This window comes from Allobosea sp. LjRoot9, from assembly GCF_964252745.1.
GTDB lineage: Bacteria > Pseudomonadota > Alphaproteobacteria > Rhizobiales > Beijerinckiaceae > Allobosea.
In genome coordinates, this window is record NZ_CAXUPC020000002.1 from 769942 (window position 1) to 791691 (window position 21750).

Annotated in this window: 16 protein-coding genes; 7 read left to right on the forward strand and 9 right to left on the reverse strand. The window is 60.9% G+C overall.

The annotated features are described in order from the left end of the window. Positions 1-35 precede the first annotated feature (35 nt). Both gmd and ACSQ3P_RS12245 read left to right on the forward strand, forming a co-directional pair. Positions 36-1106 carry a GDP-mannose 4,6-dehydratase gene (gene gmd, locus ACSQ3P_RS12240; RefSeq protein ID WP_436165831.1) on the forward strand — a complete coding sequence of 357 codons (1071 nt, stop codon included), beginning with the start codon at positions 36-38 and terminating at the stop codon, positions 1104-1106. 36 nt (positions 1107-1142) lie between these two features. Beyond that, positions 1143-4439: a glycosyltransferase gene (locus ACSQ3P_RS12245; protein ID WP_436165832.1), complete on the forward strand. Its 3297-nt coding sequence runs from the start codon at positions 1143-1145 to the stop codon at positions 4437-4439. Between the two features lie 12 nt (positions 4440-4451). Here ACSQ3P_RS12245 and ACSQ3P_RS12250 read toward each other — a convergent pair whose 3' ends face one another. The 4 genes from ACSQ3P_RS12250 to ACSQ3P_RS12265 form a co-directional block, all read right to left on the reverse strand. Next, positions 4452-5696: a methyltransferase domain-containing protein gene (locus tag ACSQ3P_RS12250; RefSeq protein ID WP_436166246.1), complete on the reverse strand. Its 1245-nt coding sequence runs from the start codon at positions 5694-5696 to the stop codon at positions 4452-4454. A 214-nt stretch (positions 5697-5910) separates the two neighbouring features. Continuing rightward, complete coding sequence (gene rfbG / locus ACSQ3P_RS12255; RefSeq protein WP_436165833.1) at positions 5911-6981, reverse strand: CDP-glucose 4,6-dehydratase; 1071 nt, start codon at positions 6979-6981, stop codon at positions 5911-5913. Then, positions 6978-7751 (reverse strand): glucose-1-phosphate cytidylyltransferase, encoded by a 774-nt coding sequence (gene rfbF, locus ACSQ3P_RS12260; RefSeq protein ID WP_436165834.1) that lies wholly within the window; start codon positions 7749-7751, stop codon positions 6978-6980. Before rfbF ends, rfbG begins: the two co-directional genes overlap by 4 nt. Positions 7752-7780: 29 nt before the next feature. Beyond that, on the reverse strand, positions 7781-10141 hold the full coding sequence (locus ACSQ3P_RS12265; RefSeq protein ID WP_436165835.1) for an FkbM family methyltransferase: 2361 nt from the start codon (positions 10139-10141) through the stop codon (positions 7781-7783). A gap of 137 nt (positions 10142-10278) precedes the next feature. On the opposite strand from ACSQ3P_RS12265, the gene rfbC reads away from it, so the two are divergent. The 4 genes from rfbC (at position 10279) to ACSQ3P_RS12285 (ending at position 13644) form a co-directional block, all read left to right on the forward strand. Beyond that, positions 10279-10842, forward strand: coding sequence for a dTDP-4-dehydrorhamnose 3,5-epimerase (rfbC, locus tag ACSQ3P_RS12270; protein WP_436165836.1), 564 nt, complete (start codon positions 10279-10281; stop codon positions 10840-10842). 201 nt (positions 10843-11043) lie between these two features. Then, complete coding sequence (locus ACSQ3P_RS12275; protein ID WP_436165837.1) at positions 11044-11799, forward strand: formyltransferase family protein; 756 nt, start codon at positions 11044-11046, stop codon at positions 11797-11799. Next, positions 11786-12526 (forward strand): cephalosporin hydroxylase family protein, encoded by a 741-nt coding sequence (locus ACSQ3P_RS12280; protein ID WP_436165838.1) that lies wholly within the window; start codon positions 11786-11788, stop codon positions 12524-12526. Before ACSQ3P_RS12275 ends, ACSQ3P_RS12280 begins: the two co-directional genes overlap by 14 nt. Further along, entirely contained in the window at positions 12523-13644 is a 1122-nt protein-coding gene (locus tag ACSQ3P_RS12285) for a DegT/DnrJ/EryC1/StrS family aminotransferase (RefSeq protein WP_436165839.1), read from the forward strand. Before ACSQ3P_RS12280 ends, ACSQ3P_RS12285 begins: the two co-directional genes overlap by 4 nt. Before the next feature lie 6 nt (positions 13645-13650). Here the strand turns inward: ACSQ3P_RS12285 and ACSQ3P_RS12290 are convergent, their stop codons facing one another. From ACSQ3P_RS12290 to ACSQ3P_RS12300, 3 genes are all read right to left on the reverse strand, one after another. Continuing rightward, positions 13651-14421, reverse strand: coding sequence for a class I SAM-dependent methyltransferase (locus ACSQ3P_RS12290; protein ID WP_436165840.1), 771 nt, complete (start codon positions 14419-14421; stop codon positions 13651-13653). A 69-nt stretch (positions 14422-14490) separates the two neighbouring features. Continuing rightward, positions 14491-15450 (reverse strand): GDP-L-fucose synthase, encoded by a 960-nt coding sequence (fcl, locus tag ACSQ3P_RS12295; RefSeq protein ID WP_436165841.1) that lies wholly within the window; start codon positions 15448-15450, stop codon positions 14491-14493. 84 nt (positions 15451-15534) lie between these two features. After that, positions 15535-16443 (reverse strand): NAD-dependent epimerase/dehydratase family protein, encoded by a 909-nt coding sequence (locus ACSQ3P_RS12300; RefSeq protein WP_436165842.1) that lies wholly within the window; start codon positions 16441-16443, stop codon positions 15535-15537. A gap of 282 nt (positions 16444-16725) precedes the next feature. Between ACSQ3P_RS12300 and ACSQ3P_RS12305 the strand changes: the two genes are divergently transcribed. Next, positions 16726-17700 (forward strand): lysylphosphatidylglycerol synthase transmembrane domain-containing protein, encoded by a 975-nt coding sequence (locus ACSQ3P_RS12305; RefSeq protein WP_436165843.1) that lies wholly within the window; start codon positions 16726-16728, stop codon positions 17698-17700. A 45-nt stretch (positions 17701-17745) separates the two neighbouring features. Here the strand turns inward: ACSQ3P_RS12305 and ACSQ3P_RS12310 are convergent, their stop codons facing one another. Further along, positions 17746-18765 (reverse strand): glycosyltransferase, encoded by a 1020-nt coding sequence (locus ACSQ3P_RS12310; protein ID WP_436165844.1) that lies wholly within the window; start codon positions 18763-18765, stop codon positions 17746-17748. Beyond that, positions 18762-21380 (reverse strand): hypothetical protein, encoded by a 2619-nt coding sequence (locus tag ACSQ3P_RS12315; RefSeq protein ID WP_436165845.1) that lies wholly within the window; start codon positions 21378-21380, stop codon positions 18762-18764. Before ACSQ3P_RS12315 ends, ACSQ3P_RS12310 begins: the two co-directional genes overlap by 4 nt. Between the last annotated feature and the right edge of the window lie 370 nt (positions 21381-21750).

Here is a 21750-nt window from a genome sequence, read left to right on the forward strand (position 1 = left end):
GATAAACGCCAGATAATCGGCGAAGGGACAAAATCATGACAAAGAAAACTGCCTTGATTACTGGCGTTACCGGGCAAGACGGCGCCTATCTGGCGGAGCTTCTGCTTGGAAAAGGCTATACCGTTCATGGCGTGAAGCGGCGCTCATCGTCGTTCAACACGAAGAGGGTCGACCATCTCTACGTCGACCCACATCGGAAAGACACGAATTTCTTCATGCACTATGGCGACTTGACGGACTCGACCAATCTGATCCGTATCGTCCAGGAAACCCAGCCGGACGAGATCTACAATCTCGCGGCCCAGAGCCACGTAAAGGTTTCGTTCGAAACGCCGGAATACACGGCCAACGCGGATGGCATCGGACCCCTGAGGCTGCTGGAAGCTCTGCGTATCCTGGGGCTCGAGAAGAAATCCAAGTTCTATCAGGCTTCGACATCCGAGCTTTATGGCGCGGTTCGCGAGGTTCCCCAGAGCGAGACGACGCCCTTCAATCCGCAATCGCCCTATGCTGTCGCCAAGCTCTATGCCTACTGGATCGTCGCCAATTATCGCGACGCTTACGGCATTCATGCCTCGAACGGGATTCTGTTCAACCATGAGAGCCCTATTCGCGGCGAGACTTTCGTAACGCGCAAGATCACCCGCGCCGTCGCGGCAATCGAGTTGGGCCTGACGGACAGGCTGTATCTCGGGAATGTCGACGCCAAGCGCGATTGGGGGCATGCACGCGATTATGTCGAGGGCATGTGGCTGATGCTTCAGCAGCCCGAGCCCGACGACTATGTCCTGGCAACCGGTGAGATGCACTCGGTTCGTGAGTTCGTCGAACTGGCGTTTGCGCATGTCGGACGCACCATCAGATGGGAAGGCGCCGGCGTCGACGAGAAGGGCATCGACGCGAAATCTGGCGCAACGCTGGTGGAGATCGACCCGGAATATTTCCGGCCGACCGAGGTCGAGCAACTGCTGGGGGATCCCACGAAAGCCAAGACCAAGCTGGGCTGGTCTCACAAGACGGGCTTCCAGCAATTGGTTCAGGAAATGGTAGCCAGCGACCTCATCGAGGTCGAACTGGAGAGAAAGGGCGGCGTTCGCCATAGCTGAAGCAGTTTGCGGCGCATTCAACTCCAAGATTGCTGGATGGACGGTTTGATCGACATGGACGAAAGCCTATCCGTCGCATTGTCGGCGCACGGCCTATCCGCGGACGCCCGCATCCTGGAGTTCCGCTCGCGGGCAATCAGCGCGCCGACTCTGCGAAAGGCTCTCACACCCGACATCGTCGCGATTTTCCTGAGACGCGACTCTGCCGATCAAGAGCCTTTCTGGCCGTTCTGGCCGCTTGCCTTCGATCTGGGCTTCGTACCCGTCGCGTGTGACGCATGCGGCGATCTCTTCCTGCGTTCAAGCCACGTCACGGGTATTTCGCGCCTGGGCGGCAAGGCTCGCGGCCAGGTCACGATGTCCTCGCTCGGCTCCAACGGCCGTTTTGCCAACCAGATCTTCCAGCACGTCTATGTCAAATTCTACGGTCTACGCTATGGCTGCAGAGTAACCTTTCCCGAATGGGACGGGAACGGCATCTATACCGTCGTAGACCCCAAGCCAGAAGCACCGCTACCGACCGAGCTTCGCTACTATGCCTTCGACAATGACGACATCGACCTCTGGAAATTGGAGGCGCCGCCGGTCGATGCCGATTTCTGGGGTTATTTCCAGGAATTACCTGCTTGTTGGGCGCCTCATCGCCAGCTTCTGCGCCGCCTTTACGAGCTCGAGGAGGCTCAGGCAGCCGATGTCGAACGAAGGCTTTCCGCGCTTACGGAAGGCGACACGCGCCCGCTGATCGCGATCCATGTTCGCCGCGGCGATTATGTCGAACTGCACAAGAACGGCCTGCCCTGGTACCGCCCGGTTCCCGAAGCCTGGTATGCCGACTGGCTCGATGCCGTTTTTGCCAAGCATCCAGACGCAGTCCTCTACGTGGCGACCGACGCGCCCGACGAGGTCCTGCCGGCATTCGCGCGCTTTCGCGCGAAAAGCCTGAGCGACGTTGAAACCGTACCGGGCCTGCCACCCGCAATGCTTGATTTCGAGATCATGCGGCGGGCCGGCCAGCTCGCCGTCTGCAATTCAAGCTTTTCGCGCATGGCGGCAATCCTGGCGCCGGACAGCCAGAACGCCGTCATCGCCGATTTCGACGGGCAGCGCCTCACGCCATTCGACGCCTGGAGCTTCGAGCCATTCTGGTCACGCTTTGAAGGCAAAGGCCTGGAGAAGCAGTCGCCTATCCTGGGCTATGGCGCAGAGCCCAGGCGCCAACGCAATCTCGAGCTACGGCGACAAGCGGCACTGGGGCTGCAGACCTATCGTGATCTCACCAAGCTGGCGGCCGACTACAACAATCTCGCCGAGCGCCATCAGCAATTGGACCATGAGCACAGCCACTTGCTGTCACAGATCGGTCGAGAGGCCGTCAAGGCTGCCGACTTGACCGCGCAGTTGCAGCAGGCTCGCAATGAATCCGCCCATCTTCAGATTGCCATCCGGGGTGAGATCCTCCGGCGGCCAAGCCGGATCGTTCATAGGAGCCTGTTCCGTTCGCTATATCTGGGCACTCGTGTGGGCCGGCGCTTGCTGGGCCCGACATCAGGCTTCGTGACCGCCCATCTCAGCCCGATGATCGATGCCTTGCGGGAATACCGCCACCGCGAGGCACTCCGGCTTGGGAGGCAAGCGGCCGGGAGTCTCTTGCGCCGCTTCTCGATATTGCAACCGGCATCGGTCGCCTCGCCACAGGCCCCGGCGCAGCGGGCCAAGACGCCCAACAAGACCCGCGCCTGGCAGGAGACCGGCTCGCTCTCGCCGGTCGTCGTCAACCGCCCCTTTGAGATGTTGCGCCCAGACGGCCCCGATTTCGCCGAGCAGATTGAACAATCTGCGGCCGAGATTCTCGCAATACCGGCCAGAGGGCTCGAGGCGCTCACGATCGAGCAGTGGCTGACGGCCGGCCTGCTGCTCGCCGAACAGGATATCGATGCGCTGGTAACGGACGCATCACCGGAAGCCGGCCTGCTGTTCGTACGACGAAGCGCCATCCTCCAGGGTTTACCGGCCAATAAGCGCCTCAAGCGTGGCCTCGCGCCAAAAGCCTGGATCGCCCGGCTGCGCGACGGGCTGTCCTCAGGCTATTCCTGCGCCTCGCTGCAGCCTGGCGCCAACGATGTTGTCGCCACCGCGCTCGGCCCACACCATCCGCTTTTGGCAGCGGATGCCATCGGCGGGGCGGAACGTCTCGAAGCAGCCTTGCTGTCGCTGCCGACCCGTCGGCGCGACGACGAGCGGCCGCATTGTCTCGTGGTCGTGCCGTGGCTGCCGATGGGAGGCTCCGAGGTCGTTCTCCTCGACGTCTTGGGCCGTTTGGCAAAGGACTGGCGGATAACCATCGTCACCATGCTGCCAAGCGAGCACGCCATGCGCGGCCTGTTTGCAACCGTGGCGCAGGATATCCTCCATGCCGGCGATCTGCTGGACGCGGACCGGTTGGTCGCAACGCTAGCGGCACTGGTCCAGGTCGAGGGCTCCCGTGCCATCCTGACGAGCAACTCGTCGCTCACCTATGAGCGCGCCCCGGAGTTGAAGGCCCGTTTCCCCCATCTCGCCTTCATCGACATCGTGCATAATGATCTTGCCGAGGGTCATATCCGGAACGCGGCGCGGTATTCGGCGGCTTTCAGCACGCATATCGCGATCAGCGCCAAGGTCCGGAACTCCCTGGTCGCACGCGGTATACCGGCCGAGCGCGTAAAGCTGATTCCGAATGGAATCGACACCGACCTGTTTCAGCCAGCAGCGGACCGCGCATCGCTCAAGGCTGAGTGCGGCGTGGCCGCGGGCGACATCCTGCTCGGCTTCGTCGGCAGGCTCAGTGGTGAAAAGCGACCTGACAAATTCCTCGACGTCGTCTCGCGACTGTCGGGAGCTTTGCCGATCAGGGCAATCATGGTCGGAGATGGCGAGGAACTACCACAGCTGCAAAAGCGCATCGCTACTGAGAACCTGCCGGTCCGCATCATTGCCAAACTGGACCGTTCCAACCTGCCCCGTCTCTATGGGGCGCTCGACATCCTCGTCATGACCTCGTCGATCGAAGGCATGCCGCTGGTGATGCTCGAGGCCCTGGCCTGCGGAACCCCGGTCGCAAGCACTCGCGTCGGCGACGTGGAGCGCATCATTCGCGACGGGGAGAACGGTTTCCTCGCCTCTGTCGACCATGTCGAGGTTCTCGCAGACGGCATTCGCGGCGCGGCCCAAGCGGGGCGGCTTGCAGGCATGCGCGACCAGGCTCGCGAAAGCATCATCACCTCCGGCATGACGCGAGACGCCATGCTGGACGGCTATGCCGAGGTCATGTCCGGAGTCCTGGCGCGCGCCTGACCGGCACTGCCATCAATCAAGGATGCAAGGGCTCGGGATCGGAACGATGAATTTGGCGCCCCATTGGCGCACATGGCTCATCGATTCGACGATCTCCTGGCGAATATTCCAAGGCAGGATCAGAATGTAATCGGGACGATGCTCGTCGATCGCCTCGGCGCCCAGAATGGGGATTCCGGTGCCGGGCACGAAGCGGCCCTGCTTATGCGGATTGCGATCGACGACGAAGTCGAGGATATCCGTCTTGATCCCGCAATAGTTCAGAAGCGTCGTTCCCTTCGCCGCAGCGCCATAGCCGCAGATGCGTGCGCCACCGGTCTTGAGTTCGATCAGAAGCTTGAGCAGGCTCCGCTTCGTCTCGCGGACGGATTCCGCAAAGGCCGTGTAAAACTCATCTGTGTGCAGACCTGCGGCGAGCTCCTCGGCACGCAGCGCTTCGAGCGCGCCGGTTTCCGGAAATGGCGCAGCCTGGTGGCACACGAAGAGACGCAGCGAGCCGCCATGCGTCGATAGCCTCTCCGCGTCATAGACCCGCAGGCCGGCACGCGCGAAGAGCGGTTCAACCGCCAGAAGCGACAGATACGAATAGTGTTCGTGATAGATCGTGTCGAATTCGCAATGCGTGACGAGTTCCAGCAGGTGCGGAAATTCGAACGTCGCAGTTCCTGCAGGCTTCAACAGATTGGCGAAGCCCGATACGAAGTCATTCGGATCGGGCACATGGGCGAGAACGTTGTTGGCCGCGATCAGATCCGCCTGCCAACCGTCCTGGGCCAAGGCTGCTCCCAGCTCGGCGCCGAAAAAACCGACGCGCGTTTCGACATTGAAATTGCGCATGGCAGCTTCAGCGCAATTCGCGGCGGGATCGACGCCCAGACACGCGATTCCGCGAGCAACGAAGTTCTTCAGGAGATAGCCGTCATTGCTGGCGATCTCGATCACGCGCGATGCGGCACCAAGCTCGAAGCGATCGATCATCGCCGCGGCGTAGCGCTCAGCATGAGCCAGCCAGGAGGTCGAGACCGACGAGAAATACGCATAATCCTCGTTGAAATGGACTTCGCGGCTTTCGAAATCCTCAAGCTGCACGAGCCGGCATTCCGAACAGACGAAGGCTCTCAGAGGGTAAAACAGCTCGGCCTGCCGGCGCGCAGCAATGCGCGGAAAGGCGTTGGAGATCGGAGACAGCCCGAGATCGGCGAATGTCGCCGTCAACGCCGCGCCGCAAGAGCGGCAGACCGCACCGGAAAGTTCCATGTTCGACATTGCGCAGGATCTCGAGACTTCGATCAGAGGCATGACCCCATATACGGGTTCGGAAACCGGGGCCATCATGCAGGCTTGATTTTGAGCGGCCGGTGGTCAGGGCCGATCTGCGGCACCTAGAGCACTTCCGCGTTCTCCGAACCGCGAAGCGCCCTAACTACTTGTTTCATCGCATTTTCTTCACGCGAACCGGTGCCCACTTCGCTCAAAAATGCTCCGGCTGCATGAAGGCTTCGATCTCGCCTCGGCAGGCCCAACGCATGTCGGCTCCGCCGAGATAGGCGCCATACCATGCCGCAGTCGCTTCAATCGCTGCGGAGGCTTTCAACCGGTCGCTCCAACCCAGCGTCTCGCGTGCAAGCGTGACATCGAGAGCCAGCGTCCTGGCCTCGGTGGGGCCGACACTCTCCTGTGCCAACCATGCGCCTGGATGTCCCAATGCGCGGCAAAGCTGCCCGACGACATCGGCCACAGTCAGGCTACCCTCCGGGCCAGGGCCGATATTCAAGGCAGGCGGCAACGGGCCATTTGCGACAAGCGCCTGCGCATAGACGAAATATCCGGCCAGACAATCGAGCACATGCTGCCAGGGCCGCGTCGATTGCGGGTGGCGGATCGAGACATGAGTGTGATTCTGGATGGCCCTGACGATGTCGGGCACGAGCCGATCCTCGGCGAAGTCACCGCCGCCGATGACGTTTCCGCCCCTCGCCGTCGCCAGAGGGATACCGGCAGCAGAGAAATAGCTGCGGGCATAGGTGCCGGCGATCAGTTCCTGAGCCACTTTCGACGCTGAGTAGGGCTCGTCACCCCATAGCGGGTCCGTTTCGCGGAACGCGGCCCCCTCATTGCGGTTGCGATAGACCTTGTCGGTGGTGACGATGAGAATAGCGCGCAGGCCGTCCCGATGCCTGAGAGCCTCCAGCAGGTTGACAGCGCCGCCGACATTGCTGGCGAACGTATCGACAGGGTCGCGATAGGCCCTGCGGACCAGTGCCTGCGAAGCGAAATGCAGCACGATCTCGGGCCGCGCCCGCTCGACGCAATCGCGCAGGGCCGCAATGTCGGCGAGATCGCCGATCGTGCTGGTGACGTCGGCATCGACGCCGGCCAGTTCGTAAAGAGACGGTGTCGTGTCGGGCGCGCGCGCGAAACCGAAGACATGCGCTCCCATCGCCGACAGCCAAAGCGCAGCCCAGCTGCCCTTGAAACCGGTGTGGCCCGTCAGCAGGACGCGCCGGCCCTTCCAAAAGCCTGCGTCGACCACCGTGCTCACGGCCAGACCTTCCAAGGTGCGCGGCCGCTGCTCCAGAGCTCTTCCAGCAGGTTTCGATCGCGCAAGGTGTCCATCGCCTGCCAGAAGCCGCGATGGCGATAGGCGCCCAGTTGCCCTTTGCTGGCGAGTGCCTCGAGAGGGGCTCCCTCCCACGACACCTGGTCACCGTCGATCATGTCGATGACCTGCGGGTCCAGCACGAAGAAGCCGCCATTGATGAAGCCGCCATCGCCTGGCGGCTTCTCCATGAAGCGCTTGACCGTGGTTCCGTCCAGATCGAGCGCGCCATAGCGGCCCGGCGGCACGACGGCCGTCAATGTCGCCAGGCGGCCGGAACGAGAGTGGAAGTCGACGAGCGCCGGGATGTCGATGTCGGCGAGCCCATCGCCATAGGTGAAGCAGAAGGGCTGCCCCGGATCGAGATAATCGCGGACCCGCTTGAGACGACCGCCCGTCAGCGTCGTCTCGCCCGTATCGACCAAGGTGATGCGCCAGGGTTCGACGGAGCTCTGATGGTAGGTGATGCGGTTCTCGATCGCGTCGATCGTGACATCGGAGTGATGCAGCACGAAATTCGCGAAGTACTCCTTGATCATATAGCCCTTGTAGCCAAGGCAGATCACGAAATCGCGGATGCCGTGCTGGGCATAGACCTTCATGATGTGCCACAGGATCGGCCGTCCGCCGATCTCGATCATGGGCTTGGGCCGCAGAACCGATTCCTCGGAAATGCGGGTTCCGAGCCCGCCGGCGAGGATGACGGCTTTCATGCCGCTAATCTGCGCTGCCCCGTCGCCGCTCACGGCAGACGCTTTCTGGCCGTGACGTGGAAGCCGACGGTGAATTCCCGCATGAAGGCCTTGCTGTCGAGCACGTAGAAATAGCGCGCAAGCGTACTGCCCATCAGCTCCGACAGCGCCGCGCCATGGTCTCCGTGCAGGTGCTTGTGCCGCTCAAAGGTCCAGGAAAAGCGAGCGCATTCCTGCGCAAGATGGGCAAACCAGCCATGATTGGGCTCGATCGCTTCGACATCGCAGCCGAACTCGTCGAGGAACTTGCGATACCAATGGTCGGTGTAGCCGCCATAGAAGTGATAGGGCTCCTGATGCAGCCCGGAGCCCAGTGGAGCGGACAGGAAAAGCCGCCCGCCGGGCTTCACAATCCTCGCCATCTCGGCAAGAGCCTCGACCGGGCGGGGAACGTGCTCGAGCACCTCCGTACAGAGAATCACGTCATAGGAATTGTCCGGCACGGGGATGGCCGTGATGTCCGAAACGTAGTCGATCTCCGTGTAAGTGCCTTCCGGGCCCTTATATCCGTCATACTGCGCGAAATCGTGCGTTTCATAGGTACAATGCGCGAAAAGATGCTTGTAGGGAGCGGTTCCCGCGCCAACGTCCAGCACTCTCAAACCTGCCTCGACGCTTGCAGCCCTGTCGGCAACCCAGGCATCGCGCGTAGCGGGATTGTAGAGATGGACCGTGTTCACATCGACGCCGCTTTCGTCTGCGGCGCTGCGGATGTGCTCGAGCAGGCCAGGGACGGAGCTTGCCCCGGCCGACGCACCAGGAAACGGTTGGAAACCGGCCTCGACGTCGGCTCGCGTGCGCAGTGAAGCCTGATTCAATTCTGACGGCTGGCCATGCGCCTTATCGTTGTGACGCTTGACCTTGTAGAGTTGGAACAGGAGTTCGGGGAGGAGGAGGAGGGCAGATTTCCAGCCGAATGTCCGGCGCGTCACGCTCGCAAGAAAGCGCGCGAAAGGCGCGTAACGTATCTGGTTTCCGTCGAGCGAACGGCGCTGCAGGCGGGCTTCGTCAACGATGCCAGCGCGAAACAGATCCTGTTTGCTCAGGAGCATCTGCCCCTTCGCAGCCATTTCGATCGTCACCGCGACATCATGGAAATCAAAGGCATCAGGCAGGCGAGCGATCGCTGCCTTGATCGCATGGCTGCGATGTACGCCATAAATCGCACATGGCGCCATATTGACCGTGCGCGTGAGTATGTTCAGCCGAGGATCATGAGATGAACTGGCGACATATCCCATACGATCCGAATAACGATCGATGAAGTGGTAATAGACCCTGAAATCCGTGAATGCCGTCACCCCGGCAGCATCACTGTCGAGCAAGGCAACGCATGCCTCGAGAAATCTCGGCTCCCACCAATCGTCGTCAGCCAACCAGACAAAGTATTCCGTTGAGCACTGCGCCATAACGGCCTTGAAATTCTCACCCGCAGTCAGAATATTCTTCTGGCGAATGACCTGGATATCCTGGAACTTGGAAGCTGAGTTCTGAATGTATGACGCCGTATGATCCGTCGAAGCATTTTCGGAGATGACGACCCGGAAATCTCGGAACGTCTGGGCCGCGAGGCTTTCCAGCGCGCGCGCAATCGTCCTTTGTCCGTTATGCGTCGGGACGCCTACCGTCACGCGCGGCGAAATCGTCATATGCTCAGCTGGCAGATCCTTATAAACCAGACCATCTACGTAAACAGAGTTGATGATATCGCGATAATATATCTTGTAACCCGCCTGCTCCAACTTCTGCCTGACCCCGATAGCGCCGGCTCGGACCCTTTCATTGTCTCTGAAGTCCGGATGCTCATCCTCCAGCTCTACGAGAACAACCTTCGGGCGCCAGCGCTCGATCGTGAAACCGGCGAAAACCTGAGCCTCTAATCCCTCGACATCGACCACCAGTAGATCGAAGCCCGGCTCGATCGCAGCCTTGCCTAGGATAACATCGAGCCGTTCGGTCGCAACTTTGCGAGACTGTCCCTGGTGAAGACCCTTGGCCCAACCGATTTGATTGTAGTCGGCGACTTGAGCTTCGGACAGCGTGGTCAGGGTATCGCCAATATGAAGATCCGCCTCGCCCGCAACATCGGATGCGGCCATTTCGATGACGGTAACCTTGTGATTGGCAGCATGACGCTGACGGCATTTTTCCGCGAATTCCGGGACGGGCTCAATGTAGAGACCACCCCAACCTACATCCGCCAGACAAGAGGTGTTCGAATAGCTTTCGCCATCATACGCTCCGACCTCGACGAAAATGCCATCGCGCCGCTTTCCGAACAGGGCTTCCCATTTGCCGCTGAGGTTGGGGACCTGACAGGTCGTAGGCGGGTTGTAAAAACGCGATGCCATCTCGATTCCCGATCTGCCCATGCTGGAACAAAGCCAGCTTTCGGGTGCATAGTCGGTTCGACCATCGACCTCAAGGCAGGTCGATGTGAGAGTGACGCAATGTTTTAGCCAAGATGGGGCAGAAACGCACCTAACCCATGAAACTCGAAGCCCTGCCCCTGCCCGGCGCATTTCGTATCGTTCTTCAGCCTGCAACAGACGAGCGCGGCTTCTTTGCGCGCCGCTTCTGCGCCGCAACCTTCGCCGATCATGGTCTCGAAACTGATTTCGTGCAGCGCTCGGTCTCCCACAACAACCGCTGCGGCACGCTGAGGGGACTGCATTTCCAGACACCCCCTCATGCCGAAACCAAGATCGTACGCTGCACCCGCGGGGCGGCCTTCGATGTCATCGTCGATCTGCAACCGGGCTCCGCGACCTTCGGACGGTGGCACGGTGAGGTTCTAACCGCCGACAATCACACCGCCCTCTACATTCCCCGAGGCTTCGCCCATGGCTTCCAGACGCTCGAAGATCGCACCGAGATCGACTATGAGATCACGCCTGCCTATGTGCCCGGCTTCGCCAGTGGAGTGCGGTTCGATGACGTCGACATCGGCATCACATGGCCGATCGAAGCTCCGATCATGTCGGAGCGCGACAGGAATTTGGCCACGCTGAAAGAGATTTCGGCCGCCGAATCTTTCCGGCTCCCGTGCTGACTCAGCCCGCCGACTGCGCGCGCCATGCGACGGAGGGTCATCAGATGAGCCCCTTCAAAAGGACCGAGCATGGGAAAGCTTGCCTCTGCGTACCGCAGACGGCATTGCTCTGATCATTCTCTTCCCCCGCCTAGGCCAGACATCCATCCGCGCCAATTCCGCATTCCAGGCCAGTTAATGTCGAAAAACCTATCGACCAGAATGGTTGTCTTCGCCAGCGGGCCTGTCGGCCATCACGCTGTCATGCACCTGACGGAGCATTGGTCGTCGAATCTGGCCGGCGTCGTCTCCGCCGGCCCTGATCCGATACTGGCGAAGCTTTTAGAGACACAATCGGCATCGCTAATCGTATGGGACCCCAAGCTTGCCCAAAAATGCCGCGATGTCATCGCCGCCCTTAAGCCAGACATTATCGTCCTAGCGTGGTGGCCCTATATTCTCAAAACGGCGGAGCTCTGTCTCGGACAGGCATACACGCTAAACATGCACCCCAGTTATCTTCCCCATTGCCGCGGAAAGGACCCGAATTTCTGGGCTATCATTGAGCGGCGGCCTTTCGGCGTCACCATCCACCATGTCGACGAGGGCGTGGACACAGGAGACATCGCGTTCCAGCGGATGATCGAGATTGGATGGGAGGATACCGGCGAAACGCTTTATCACCGGGCAAAGGACGCAATGACCCAGCTTTTTGCCGATGTTTGCCCCCGCATCCTCGCACTGGATATCCCGCGACTGCCGCAGTCTCATGCAGAAGGGAGCTTTCACCTGAGGCGGGAGCTTGATAAGGCGAGTGAAATCGATCTCGAACGACTTTATACGGGGAGAGAGATTCTAGACCTTTTGCGCGCGCGGACATTCCTCCCCCATGCAGGCGCGCATTTCGGCGAGTCCGGGCAGATTTACGATGTTCGCGTGAGCATCCAGAAGCGGAGTGATGCTGTTGAATCCGGTTGAAGAATTCGAGATCGAGAAGCGCAAATTCATCGAGGCGCTTGGCCAGGACGTCGAGCTGCGTCAATTGACCAAAGCTTGGTTCGAGCGCGCTTCGAAACAGCGCTACTCCTATCATTTCACCTGGCTGGGGCGCCCCGTCATCCAGTTTCCGCAAGACCTCATCGCGATGCAGGAGCTGATCTGGACGATCAAACCCGAACTGATCATCGAGACCGGCGTGGCCCATGGCGGTTCGCTCATCTTCTCCGCTTCGATCCTCGAGATGCTCGGCGGTGTGGGGGAGGTCGTCGGGATCGATATCGACATCAGGTCGCATAATCGCAAGGCGATCGAGGAGCATCCGATGAGCAAGCGGATCACGCTCATCGAAGGCGATTCCTGCAGTGCAGCTGTCCTGGAACAGGTGGAAAAGCTTGCCGCCGGAAAATCGCGGATCCTGGTGATCCTCGACAGCAATCACACCAAGGACCACGTCGCGCGGGAACTCGAACTCTACCAGCACTTCGTCATGCCGGGCAGCTATCTCCTGGTGTTCGACACGGTGATCGACGACATGCCCGATTCCTTCTCGGCCGATAGGCCATGGGGCCCGGGCAATGGCCCCAAGGTTGCCGTCCTGGAATTCCTTGCCAAGAACAAGCGGTTCTCCGCCGATCTGTCCATTGATGACAAACTGCAGATCACGGTTGCGCCGAACGGGTTCCTGCGCTGCGTGGCCGCGCCGTGAAACGCATTCCCGTCGCCGGACCGTCGATCACTGCCAGAGAGATCGACTATGTCACGCAGGCCGTTACCTCGGCCTGGTATGGCGACGCCGGGATGTTCCATGGCCGGTTCGAGGCCGCCTTCGCCAGCCATTGCGGGCGGCGCCATGCCATCTCCCTGCCCTCCTGCACCTCGGCGCTTCACCTCGCCCTAATGGCGCTGGATATCGGGCCCGGCGACGAGGTCATCGTGCCGGACGCGACCTGGATCGCCTCGGTTGCGCCGGTACGCTATGTCGGCGCCACCTCCGTCTTCGCGGATATCGACAGAGATAGTTGGTGCCTCTCGCCAGAGGCGTTCGAAGCCGCGATCACGCCGCGGACAAAAGCGGCGATCGTGGTCGATCTCTATGGATCGATGCCGGACTGGGATCGCCTTAACGCCATCGCAGCGGCCAATGGCGTCGCTCTCATTGAAGATGCCGCGGAGGCGATTGGGTCGCGCTGGCGCGACAGGCCTGCCGGCGCCTTCGGCGTGATGTCCGCCTTTTCCTTTCACGGCTCAAAGACTCTCACCACAGGTGAAGGCGGCATGCTCGTGCTTGATGACGAGAAGCTGTTGGAGCGTGTGCAGCGCTTGCGCGATCACGGCCGGGCGCCAGGCGATACGATGTTCTTCAACGATGAGGTCGGCTGGAAATACAAGATGTCGTCCATGCAGGCCGCCCTCGGCCTGGCGCAGCTGGAGCGCGTGGACGAGCTCGTCGACGGTAAGCGACGCATCTTCAGTTGGTATCGCGAGGCTCTGTCGGACTGGAACGGCGGCAGGCTCAACCCGGATGTCGACGGTCTCTACAATTCGTACTGGATGTCGACCGTGGTGCTCGACCGCGAGATTGGCATGACAAAGGAAAAGCTGATCCCGCTGATGCGGCAAGAGGGTATCGATGTCAGGCCATTTTTCTACCCACTCAGCCAATTGCCAGCGTTCCAGGATACTCCAGAAGCAGCAATTGCCCGAGACCGAAACACGGTGGCGGCGACCGTCACGCCTTACGGCATCAACCTGCCAAGCGCCTTGAGCTTGACGAGGGACGATATCGAGCGCGTGGCTTCCGCCCTGAAAAGACTGACGCTGTGAGCGCCCTCACATCGCCCGCTTCTCCAGCGTGATCTGCAAACGGAAGCCAAGAAGCGGCCCGAGCACGGGCAGCAGCGCGTCTTCGAAGCGCAGGGTCTTCTCGGTCAAGGCCGCCGGCCATAGGCACCAGGATTTGAAGCCGCCCGAAAGCGGATAGGCCAGCAGACTGAGCCAGCGGATATCGACGACAGCCAGATCAGGAACGGCGGCGACGACCTTGTCGCGCCCCTGCTTGGAGGCAAACATCAAGGTCGGGATCGCCTGATTGGAGTCGAAGGGGTTGTTGCCCGACTGCGCTTCCGGCTTGAACGGATCGGCATCCATGATCACCGGCTCCTGGTGCAGATGCGTGTAGAACTGCTTGGCGACGACGCTCATTCCCGGCTCGATCATGGCAAGCCGCCCGCCAGGCCGCAGCACGCGTGCCGCCTCAGCCAGGAACGCCACCGGGAACTGCAGGTGGTGCAGCACGTCCAGCATCACGATTCCAGCGAAGTGATTGCTCTTCAATGGCAGGCGATGAGCGTCCGCCACCAGATCGATGCCCGGGAACGGCACGATATCGATTGAGGTGACATCGCTCCGGCCGTGCTTGAAATGGGCGGAGCCGCCGCCAATGTCGAGCAGCGGCCCATCCGGGCAGCTCGTTTCCAAGCGCCGATGGAAATCCGCATAGATCATCCGCAGCGTCGGCTTTTCGTCCCAGATCCGCTTGTGCTCGATCAAGAGATCCGCTGACGAGGCGACATCGACGGATGTCAGGTTGTCAGTGTTCAAGGCGAAACTCTCCAAATCCAGCCAAAGCTAGGTTGCCAGGCAGCAATGCGGTTCTCCGCAGCCTGGGAATCAAACGCGCTCGAGCAACTCGTTTTGCGTCAGAAACCAGCGATACGTCATCTCGATGCCCGATCGAAGATCGAAGCGCGGGCGCCAGCCCAAAGCATTCAACCGCGATATGTCGGTGCATTTCCGCGGCGTGCCGTCAGGCTTGGACGGGTCGAACACGAAGCTGCCTTCATAACCGACGACCTCCGCGATCTGCTCCGCCAACTCCCGAATGGTGACATCGACGCCGGTTCCGACATTGAGGTGCAAGGCGTCGGAATAATGCTCGACGATATGAAGGCTCGCATCGGCGAGATCGTCGACATGGAGGAATTCGCGGCGCGGGGTCCCGCTGCCCCAAATCTCGACGGCGCCGATTCCGCGCGTCTTCGCCTCATGGATCTTCCGCAGCAAGGCCGGCAAGACATGGCTGGACTTGAGATCGAAATTATCGTTCGGGCCATAGAGATTGGTCGGCATCGCCGAAATGAAGTCGCAGCCCTGCTGCAGACGATAGGATTCGGCCAGCTTGAGCCCGGCGATCTTTGCAATCGCATACCATTCATTGGTCGGTTCGAGCGAGCCGGTCAGCAGGGCCTCTTCACGGATGGGCTGATCGGCGAATTTCGGATAGATGCAGGTCGAGCCCAGGAACAACAGCTTCTCGACGCCCAGCGATGCTGCGGCGTGAATGACGTTCATGGCGATCGCGAGATTGTCGAAAAGAAAATCGGACGGATATGTCTTGTTCGCAAGGATGCCGCCGACCTTGGCCGCAGCGAGGAAAACAACCTCGGGGCGCTCCTTGGCCATCCATGCCTCAACTTCGGCCTGCCGCCGTAAATCGACATCCGCGCGACCCACGGTGATCGGCGCGATGCCGCGCGCCTCCAGGGCCCGAACCAAAGCAGAGCCGACCATGCCGCGATGGCCCGCGACCCAGACCCGCTTTCCTGCTAGGTTATAGAGCTTGTCCGGCATCAGGGCGCCTTTCCGCGAAAACTACCCTGCGGCAGATATCCCGTCGAAGAGCCGATCACAAGGACACTGTCTCCGCCCACGCACTTACCGCCCGTCCTGCGAGAGAAGCTTGGAGACGGTCTTGGACAGATCAATTTCGGGATTCCAACCCAGCTGCGATCGCGCGCGCTCAATGTCGAGAACCGCATAACGCAGGTCAAAAGGCCGTGCCGGCGCAAAATTCAGATCGAGTTTCCGGCCCGTCAAAGTCTCCAGCAAAGCAATGACATCGCATTCCGTCATGCCGTGCCCGGAGCCGATATTGAAAACACCACGTGGTCGAAACCGTGGGTCATCGAAGCGAGCAAGCAATTGCGCGAGCTGCTCGACATCGAAATAGTCACGCATATTCCGGCCATCGCCAAAAATCGTGAGAGGGCGTCCCAGGTTCATATTGCGAATAGCCGCCGCGACGAGACCATGCCCTTTGTCAAACTGCCAACGCCCAACTGGATTGGCCACCCTCAGTATCGTGACGCCCAGTTGGTCGGCCTGCGCGAAGAAGGTGAGCATGTTCTCCATCAGCAACTTCCCCAGCGCATAAGCTGTGGGCGGCGACGGCGGCGCGGTCTCGGGGATCGGGGCCTCATGCCCCCGCCCATAGATCTGCCCGCCGCTGGAGGCGAAGACGACATGGCAATCTGGATTGACGGCGCGCAACCTCACCATCAGGGCCGCTGCCTGCGCGGCCTGACCGAACTCGTGTGAAGGGTCGAGGGGGTTGGACGCGGGAAGCGAGTTCGAAGCGAGATAAACCAGCACCGTCGCGCTTTCGAGCACCCGCGGCAATTCTGGAGCATCGGCGGCCAGGGCTGCGATGCTCGGCGCATGGAGGGACAGGAAATCACGGTCGGGGTTGCGAGACACCACGCAGGCCGCAATGCCCCTGGCATGCAATTCCTGACACAGGTGACGGCCGATAAAGCCCGTCCCGCCAAAGATGCAGATGGTCAATTCAAGCACTCCGCAGAGACAGCTCGGCAAAGGCCGCGCCGCCACGAGACTGCGAGTAAGGCTGCTTTTTCATTGAGGCAACGCTTCTCTTAGCGTCCATCCAGACACCTCCCGGAAACAGCCCGCAAACGCGGGAAACCCAACTTGCAGGCAAAGCGCATTGGCCACCAGCAAACGGCGCCCCACACAACTCAAAGCGCGCGGCGCCTTGTCGATGGCGTTGACCGCCAAGCTCATGTAGGAAGGCGCGCGCCACGGCACAGCGAAATCGGCATCTGAACCATGAATTTCAAGAAATTGATCATCGCAGCGAAATTAGTTGTTGGCGCCGCGTTTATCGGTTTCATTCTCTACAAAATCGACATCAAGAATATCACCAACACCATATATAATGCCGATTTATCTTTTTTTGCATTGTCGATCATCTACCTATCCGCGGCCGTCATCTTCAATGCACTTCGTTGGGTTTTTATCAGCCGCGGCCTTTCCCATAGCGTCGAGCCGAGAATCGCGATCATCGGCTATTTCGAAGCCATGTTTTTCAACCAGATTCTCCCAACCGGCTTCGGTGGAGACGCCATTCGCATCGTCCGAGCCTATGATTCCGGTATTGTCGCAGGTTGGGCCACGATCGGCGTCCTGATCGACCGCGCCTTCGGACTGCTGGCCGTCGGACTGGTGTTGCTCGCCGCCCTCGTCAATCATAGCTCGCAGGTTGCGACGGCTCCGACATTTCCGCTGATCGCGGCCTGCGCTGCGCTCATCGTGGGTGGGGCCGCAGGAGCCGCCGGGCTGGGCATGGTCTTGCGGCCGGAAGCCCTTCCAGGCTGGACCCGGCCTTTCGTCGTCTTGCTCAAGGCCTTTGCCGATGTCTTCAAATCACCCAAAGGGTTGGGCTATGTCTTCGCCACTTTGATCGCCTCAAGTGGCCTGACAGTCGCATCGTTCATGGCCTGTGCGAACAGCCTCGGTGTCCAGGTGGGGTGGTGGGACTGCGCCATCATTCTTCAGGGCATGGTGCTTGCCTCATTGATCCCGATCTCGATCGGGGGATGGGGCCTTCGAGAAGGCGCCGCCATCATTCTTTTCGGCGCCTTGGGCATCGGTACCGAGGCAGCCGCCGCGACATCGATCCTCTTCGGCCTCGTCTTGACCGTGGTGGGCCTGATCGGGGCGGCGGTCTGGATGTTCAGCGGCTATCGCCGCGTCGATCTGGCAGCGCGCCTGAACTCCATCAAATCAGCTGAAAAGACTTGAGCGCAGCCGCGCGCGGTCGCAGTTCCAACCGGCTCTTCTTCCCGATCAAGCCGCTCTGACGGCCACTTCGCGAAGAGCCCCATTGGATGGAGGCTGCGCAAGGACCTGTTCCCAGGTGATCGCGCGATGATCGCTTGAAGCAGCGAGGGTGATATCGCGATCGGGCATCAGAAGCGCCAGCGCCTCGAGCGCCCCTCGCGGCATCCATACGGTCAGCCGGTATCGCCACATCCGATAAGCCAGTATCCCGGCTTGAAGCATCGTCACGCCAACAGTCTTCGCGAGCGCCTGCAGTGCGCCGGGCACGGCGTTGACGGCATCGACGGCGCAAAACCTCTCGCGCACGAGCATCGAGCCGCCCTGTTGCTGGACGCCGTTCAACGCCGAGACGGACTGGCCGTGGACCGTGTAGTCGTACAGTGCTTCTTCAACCATGGCGGGCTTGAAGAAACGCAGCCAAATCCCCCAAAGCGCATAGTCCTCGCAATGAGCGGTCCTGGGGTCATGGGAATAGCCGCCCAGCAATTGATAGATGTCTCGCCGGGCGAGCACGCTGCCATGAGGAAAGGGGCAGCCAATCTCGACAAAGAATTTCAGAATGCCACCCCAGTCGCCCGGGCGCACATGAGTTTCGAGCGGCCTCCCTGCAGGCGTCACCAGTGTCATGCCCGTCGCGGAAATCGTCAGGTCGGGGTCTTGCAGGAACTGCTCGAATTGCTTTTCGATCTTACCCGGCAGCCATTTATCGTCCGCATCCAGCCGCGCGATGTAGGGATGGTGGCTGCTCGCAAGGCCACGGTTCAAGGCGTGGACGAGCCCGCCATTGCGACCGGCCCGCACAAATCGAACCTCCTGCACAAGAGCTGGCGAACCGATCCGGGAGGAAAGGCTGGCGATCGGCACGGGGCTGCCGTCATCGACGATCAGGGTCTCATATGCTCCCGGGAAACGCTGATCGCGGATCGATTCGATCGACCGACGCAGCAAGCGGAGATTCTCCGTGCTCGGCTCCTCGAAATACACCGGAAGCAGAACGGTGGTACCCAGATTCTGGTCCCGCCTCATCTTCGGTTCTCGGTCATTTGGCTTTCGAAAATGGAGCGGACCTCGACGAGACGCTCGACCTCCGCAGGCGATAATGCCGCCCTTTCCTCGAAATCGAATGCGGCGAGATCGCGGACGAACCGCTTCAGGCCAAGTCGCCTGGCGGTGAGGAGGCCTTTTTCAAGAACCATCCTCTCGCATTGTTCGAAATGCTCCTGGTTTCGCTTTTCCTTCTGATTGCCGTCTCCGATGATCCGATACTCGCAGAGAACCTCAGGCAGCAGAAAGAACCGAGCCCCTGCATCCAGCAGGCTCACCAGGAAGTCCCAGTCTTCGAGATAGTCGATATCCTCCTGGAATCTCAGCGGGTTCGCAGTCAGAAATGCCGTCCGCATCGCATAGCAATGAATCGGGATGAAATTTCCGGCGACGAGAGCGCTCACCGGCAGTTGCTGATGCCCCGGCTGCGGCGGATTCCACGGCACACGGCTGTTGGCGAGGGCCACGCCGACATCGCAGCCCGTCCGGCTGAGCAGAGCGGCCAGACGCTCGGCGTAGAGCGGATAGATGATGTCGTCGTCATCGAGGAAGAAGGCGAAATCATAGGCGCCGGCATTGGCTCTCACATAGTCCAATCCGACATTCAGCGGGTAGCCTCGGCGCCGCTCCCTGTCGGGCGCTCCAATCACCAGCGCGTCCAGCTGTTGGGAGGCGAGCCATGCTCGCACCTGCGCCTCGACATCGTCTCCGCCGTGGACAACGACACAGGGACGCGTGCTGACGGTCTGGTCGAGCACCGACGCAACCGTTTCCGCGAGCAGGTGGAGACGGCTGCCTTGAGTGCGGATGATACAAAGGCCCGCAGTCAGCGGGCCTGCCAGCGGGGCGCCGCGATCATCGGACTGCCCGGCTAGCTGTTGCGCAAACAGATTCAGGAACCCGCGCATCGCACGCGCTGTCGACAGCGAGGGATTGGCCGCGGCTGCCTTGCAAGCGGAGGCCGGCAGCCAGCGGTGGCGATGCAGGTATTCGGGAATGACCAGGACCGGCTCATCCAGGGCAACCCGCAGCAAGGCCTCATAATCGATTGCGCGATCATCGGCCTCGCCTTCCCGATTCAAAGGTAGATCGCAGCGAACCGCCACGAACTGGCCGGGCGCCAGCCCGCTTTCAAACAGTCGATCGGGACTTGCGTTGCGATTGCGCCGCAGCACCTCGCCATCCCCGGCGATATCGACGGGGCTGGCCAGAATGGACCGGCATCTCGGGAAATGGGCACTATAGAAATCCAGGGCCGCGGTAGCGTGGACCTCGATCTCATCGGCTTCCTCGAGGCTGAAATGCCACTCCGCCCCGGCCTTGAGGAGCGCTTCCTTCAGGCTCCCCCCTGCACCATGCGATGACGCGCTCTCCAGCTCCACGACGAAAGCCGACATATCGGCCGGAAACAGATCAAGGGCGGATTCGGAGTTGAGGTCGGCAACCCCGCCGACGACGATCCAGGTGATCCTCCGCACCCCAACCGCCTCGTAGTCCCTGCCCATCAGCGCCTTCACCGAGGCTGCACATGAACGGAAATGCTCCGTCTCCCCGGCACGGACGGTCACGATCGCGTAGCGCGGCACTGCCTGGCTGCAACGCGCATCCCGGTGCGGCTCCGTTTTCGCAAATGCGCGGCGGATCAGCTCGACTGGCGCCGCCTTCCGCAGAATCTCGATCGTCTGCGCTGGCGGGCGAATGCCGTATCGCCGCGTCAATTCGCTGGTCGCGGCGTGGAAACGCATGTCGCTGGCGAGTTGATCGTCCGGCGTGACGAGACGCGGCGCGAAACGCTCGTCCTCGGCCAGAACACGGCCGCCATACCAGCTGCCATTGAACCAGCCATCCGGCTCGCTTCCCTCCAGCAGGGGCTCACGGGCCTGTGCCCGGGCCATCAGAACAGCATCGGCATCCGATTTCAGTGGATCATTGGCGCGCTGCCCAGTCTCCGACTGCGCGCCGCTCACAATGGAATGCACGAACGGATCGAGGCCGAGGAAAGCCAGAATCGGCCTTTCGCTCGCATAGCGGTCCGGATCGAAATCCGGGCTAGGCCAGCGCCCCTTCGCCGCTCCGAACTGGAGATAGTCACGAATGGGCTCCAAGCCCGAAGCTGCCGCCTCAGGATAGGCCTGGCGGTACCAGGCCGCATCGAACAGGCCGGATTCCGCAATGATGCGCTCAAGCCCGGACAGGTGGCGCTCGTCCCACCAAAGCCTGAGCCTTTCCGGCAGAAGCCGCCTGACCAGCCTCCGCTGAAAGCTCATCCGCCTGAGGTAAAGAACCCGCCGAAGGCCAGCAGTGGTGCGTCGCGCCTCCTCCATGCGTTGCTTGGTTTCATGGAGTTCAAGCAGCACCTGCTCGAGCCGTGCGGATAGCAGGTCCGAGCTCGACACAAGGCGCCGCCGCAGCTCCGATCGTTCAGCGTGCCTGCGCTGCTCGGCGCGAACACGCTCAAGCTCGGCTGCAGGAGCCTGCTCGCCTCCGCGAGCACCCTCCGGCGGAGGGACCGAGCCGACGCCACAGGCCGTATCGCGATGGGCGCCGCAGCTCTCGGCATCCTTCGGCGCTTGGCCGTTCACGGCGCTGACGTCCAAGTCGAGGTTCCTTCGGTAGGCATGTCGATTTCCAGGACGGCCAAGCCCCATCGATAGTAGCTGTCCATTACCCGATCAATACCTTTAGCAACAAACGGACAAGTAAGAATAAACCAATAGCTTTTCAGCTGCTGCTATCGAATTTCGCCGCGGAAAATCGAGCTCTCATAGCCGCGAAGCGCATTATAAGCGCCGGAACGCGGCAATCTCGACGGGTTTGATTGCTGAAAGCAGCGCGCCATTGCAAGAACATGACGTACCAACCCAGCCGCTCCCGCATCCGGCATCACCGGCAGCCAACCCTGCACTGCTTTGGGCCTCCAACATCATGAAGGCATCAGCAATAGCGGCGCCCGTGAGATGCCCTCCA

Coding starts and splice junctions, on each gene's coding strand:
- ACSQ3P_RS12265 (WP_436165835.1), bottom strand. CDS start 10,141: ATGGCATCGCGTTTTTACAACCCGCCTACGACCTGTCAGGTCCCCAAC.
- ACSQ3P_RS12250 (WP_436166246.1), bottom strand. CDS start 5,696: ATGGAACTTTCCGGTGCGGTCTGCCGCTCTTGCGGCGCGGCGTTGACG.
- rfbC (WP_436165836.1), top strand. CDS start 10,279: ATGAAACTCGAAGCCCTGCCCCTGCCCGGCGCATTTCGTATCGTTCTT.
- rfbF (WP_436165834.1), bottom strand. CDS start 7,751: ATGAAAGCCGTCATCCTCGCCGGCGGGCTCGGAACCCGCATTTCCGAG.
- ACSQ3P_RS12310 (WP_436165844.1), bottom strand. CDS start 18,765: ATGAGGCGGGACCAGAATCTGGGTACCACCGTTCTGCTTCCGGTGTAT.
- gmd (WP_436165831.1), top strand. CDS start 36: ATGACAAAGAAAACTGCCTTGATTACTGGCGTTACCGGGCAAGACGGC.
- ACSQ3P_RS12275 (WP_436165837.1), top strand. CDS start 11,044: ATGGTTGTCTTCGCCAGCGGGCCTGTCGGCCATCACGCTGTCATGCAC.
- ACSQ3P_RS12245 (WP_436165832.1), top strand. CDS start 1,143: ATGGACGGTTTGATCGACATGGACGAAAGCCTATCCGTCGCATTGTCG.
- fcl (WP_436165841.1), bottom strand. CDS start 15,450: ATGCCGGACAAGCTCTATAACCTAGCAGGAAAGCGGGTCTGGGTCGCG.
- ACSQ3P_RS12305 (WP_436165843.1), top strand. CDS start 16,726: ATGAATTTCAAGAAATTGATCATCGCAGCGAAATTAGTTGTTGGCGCC.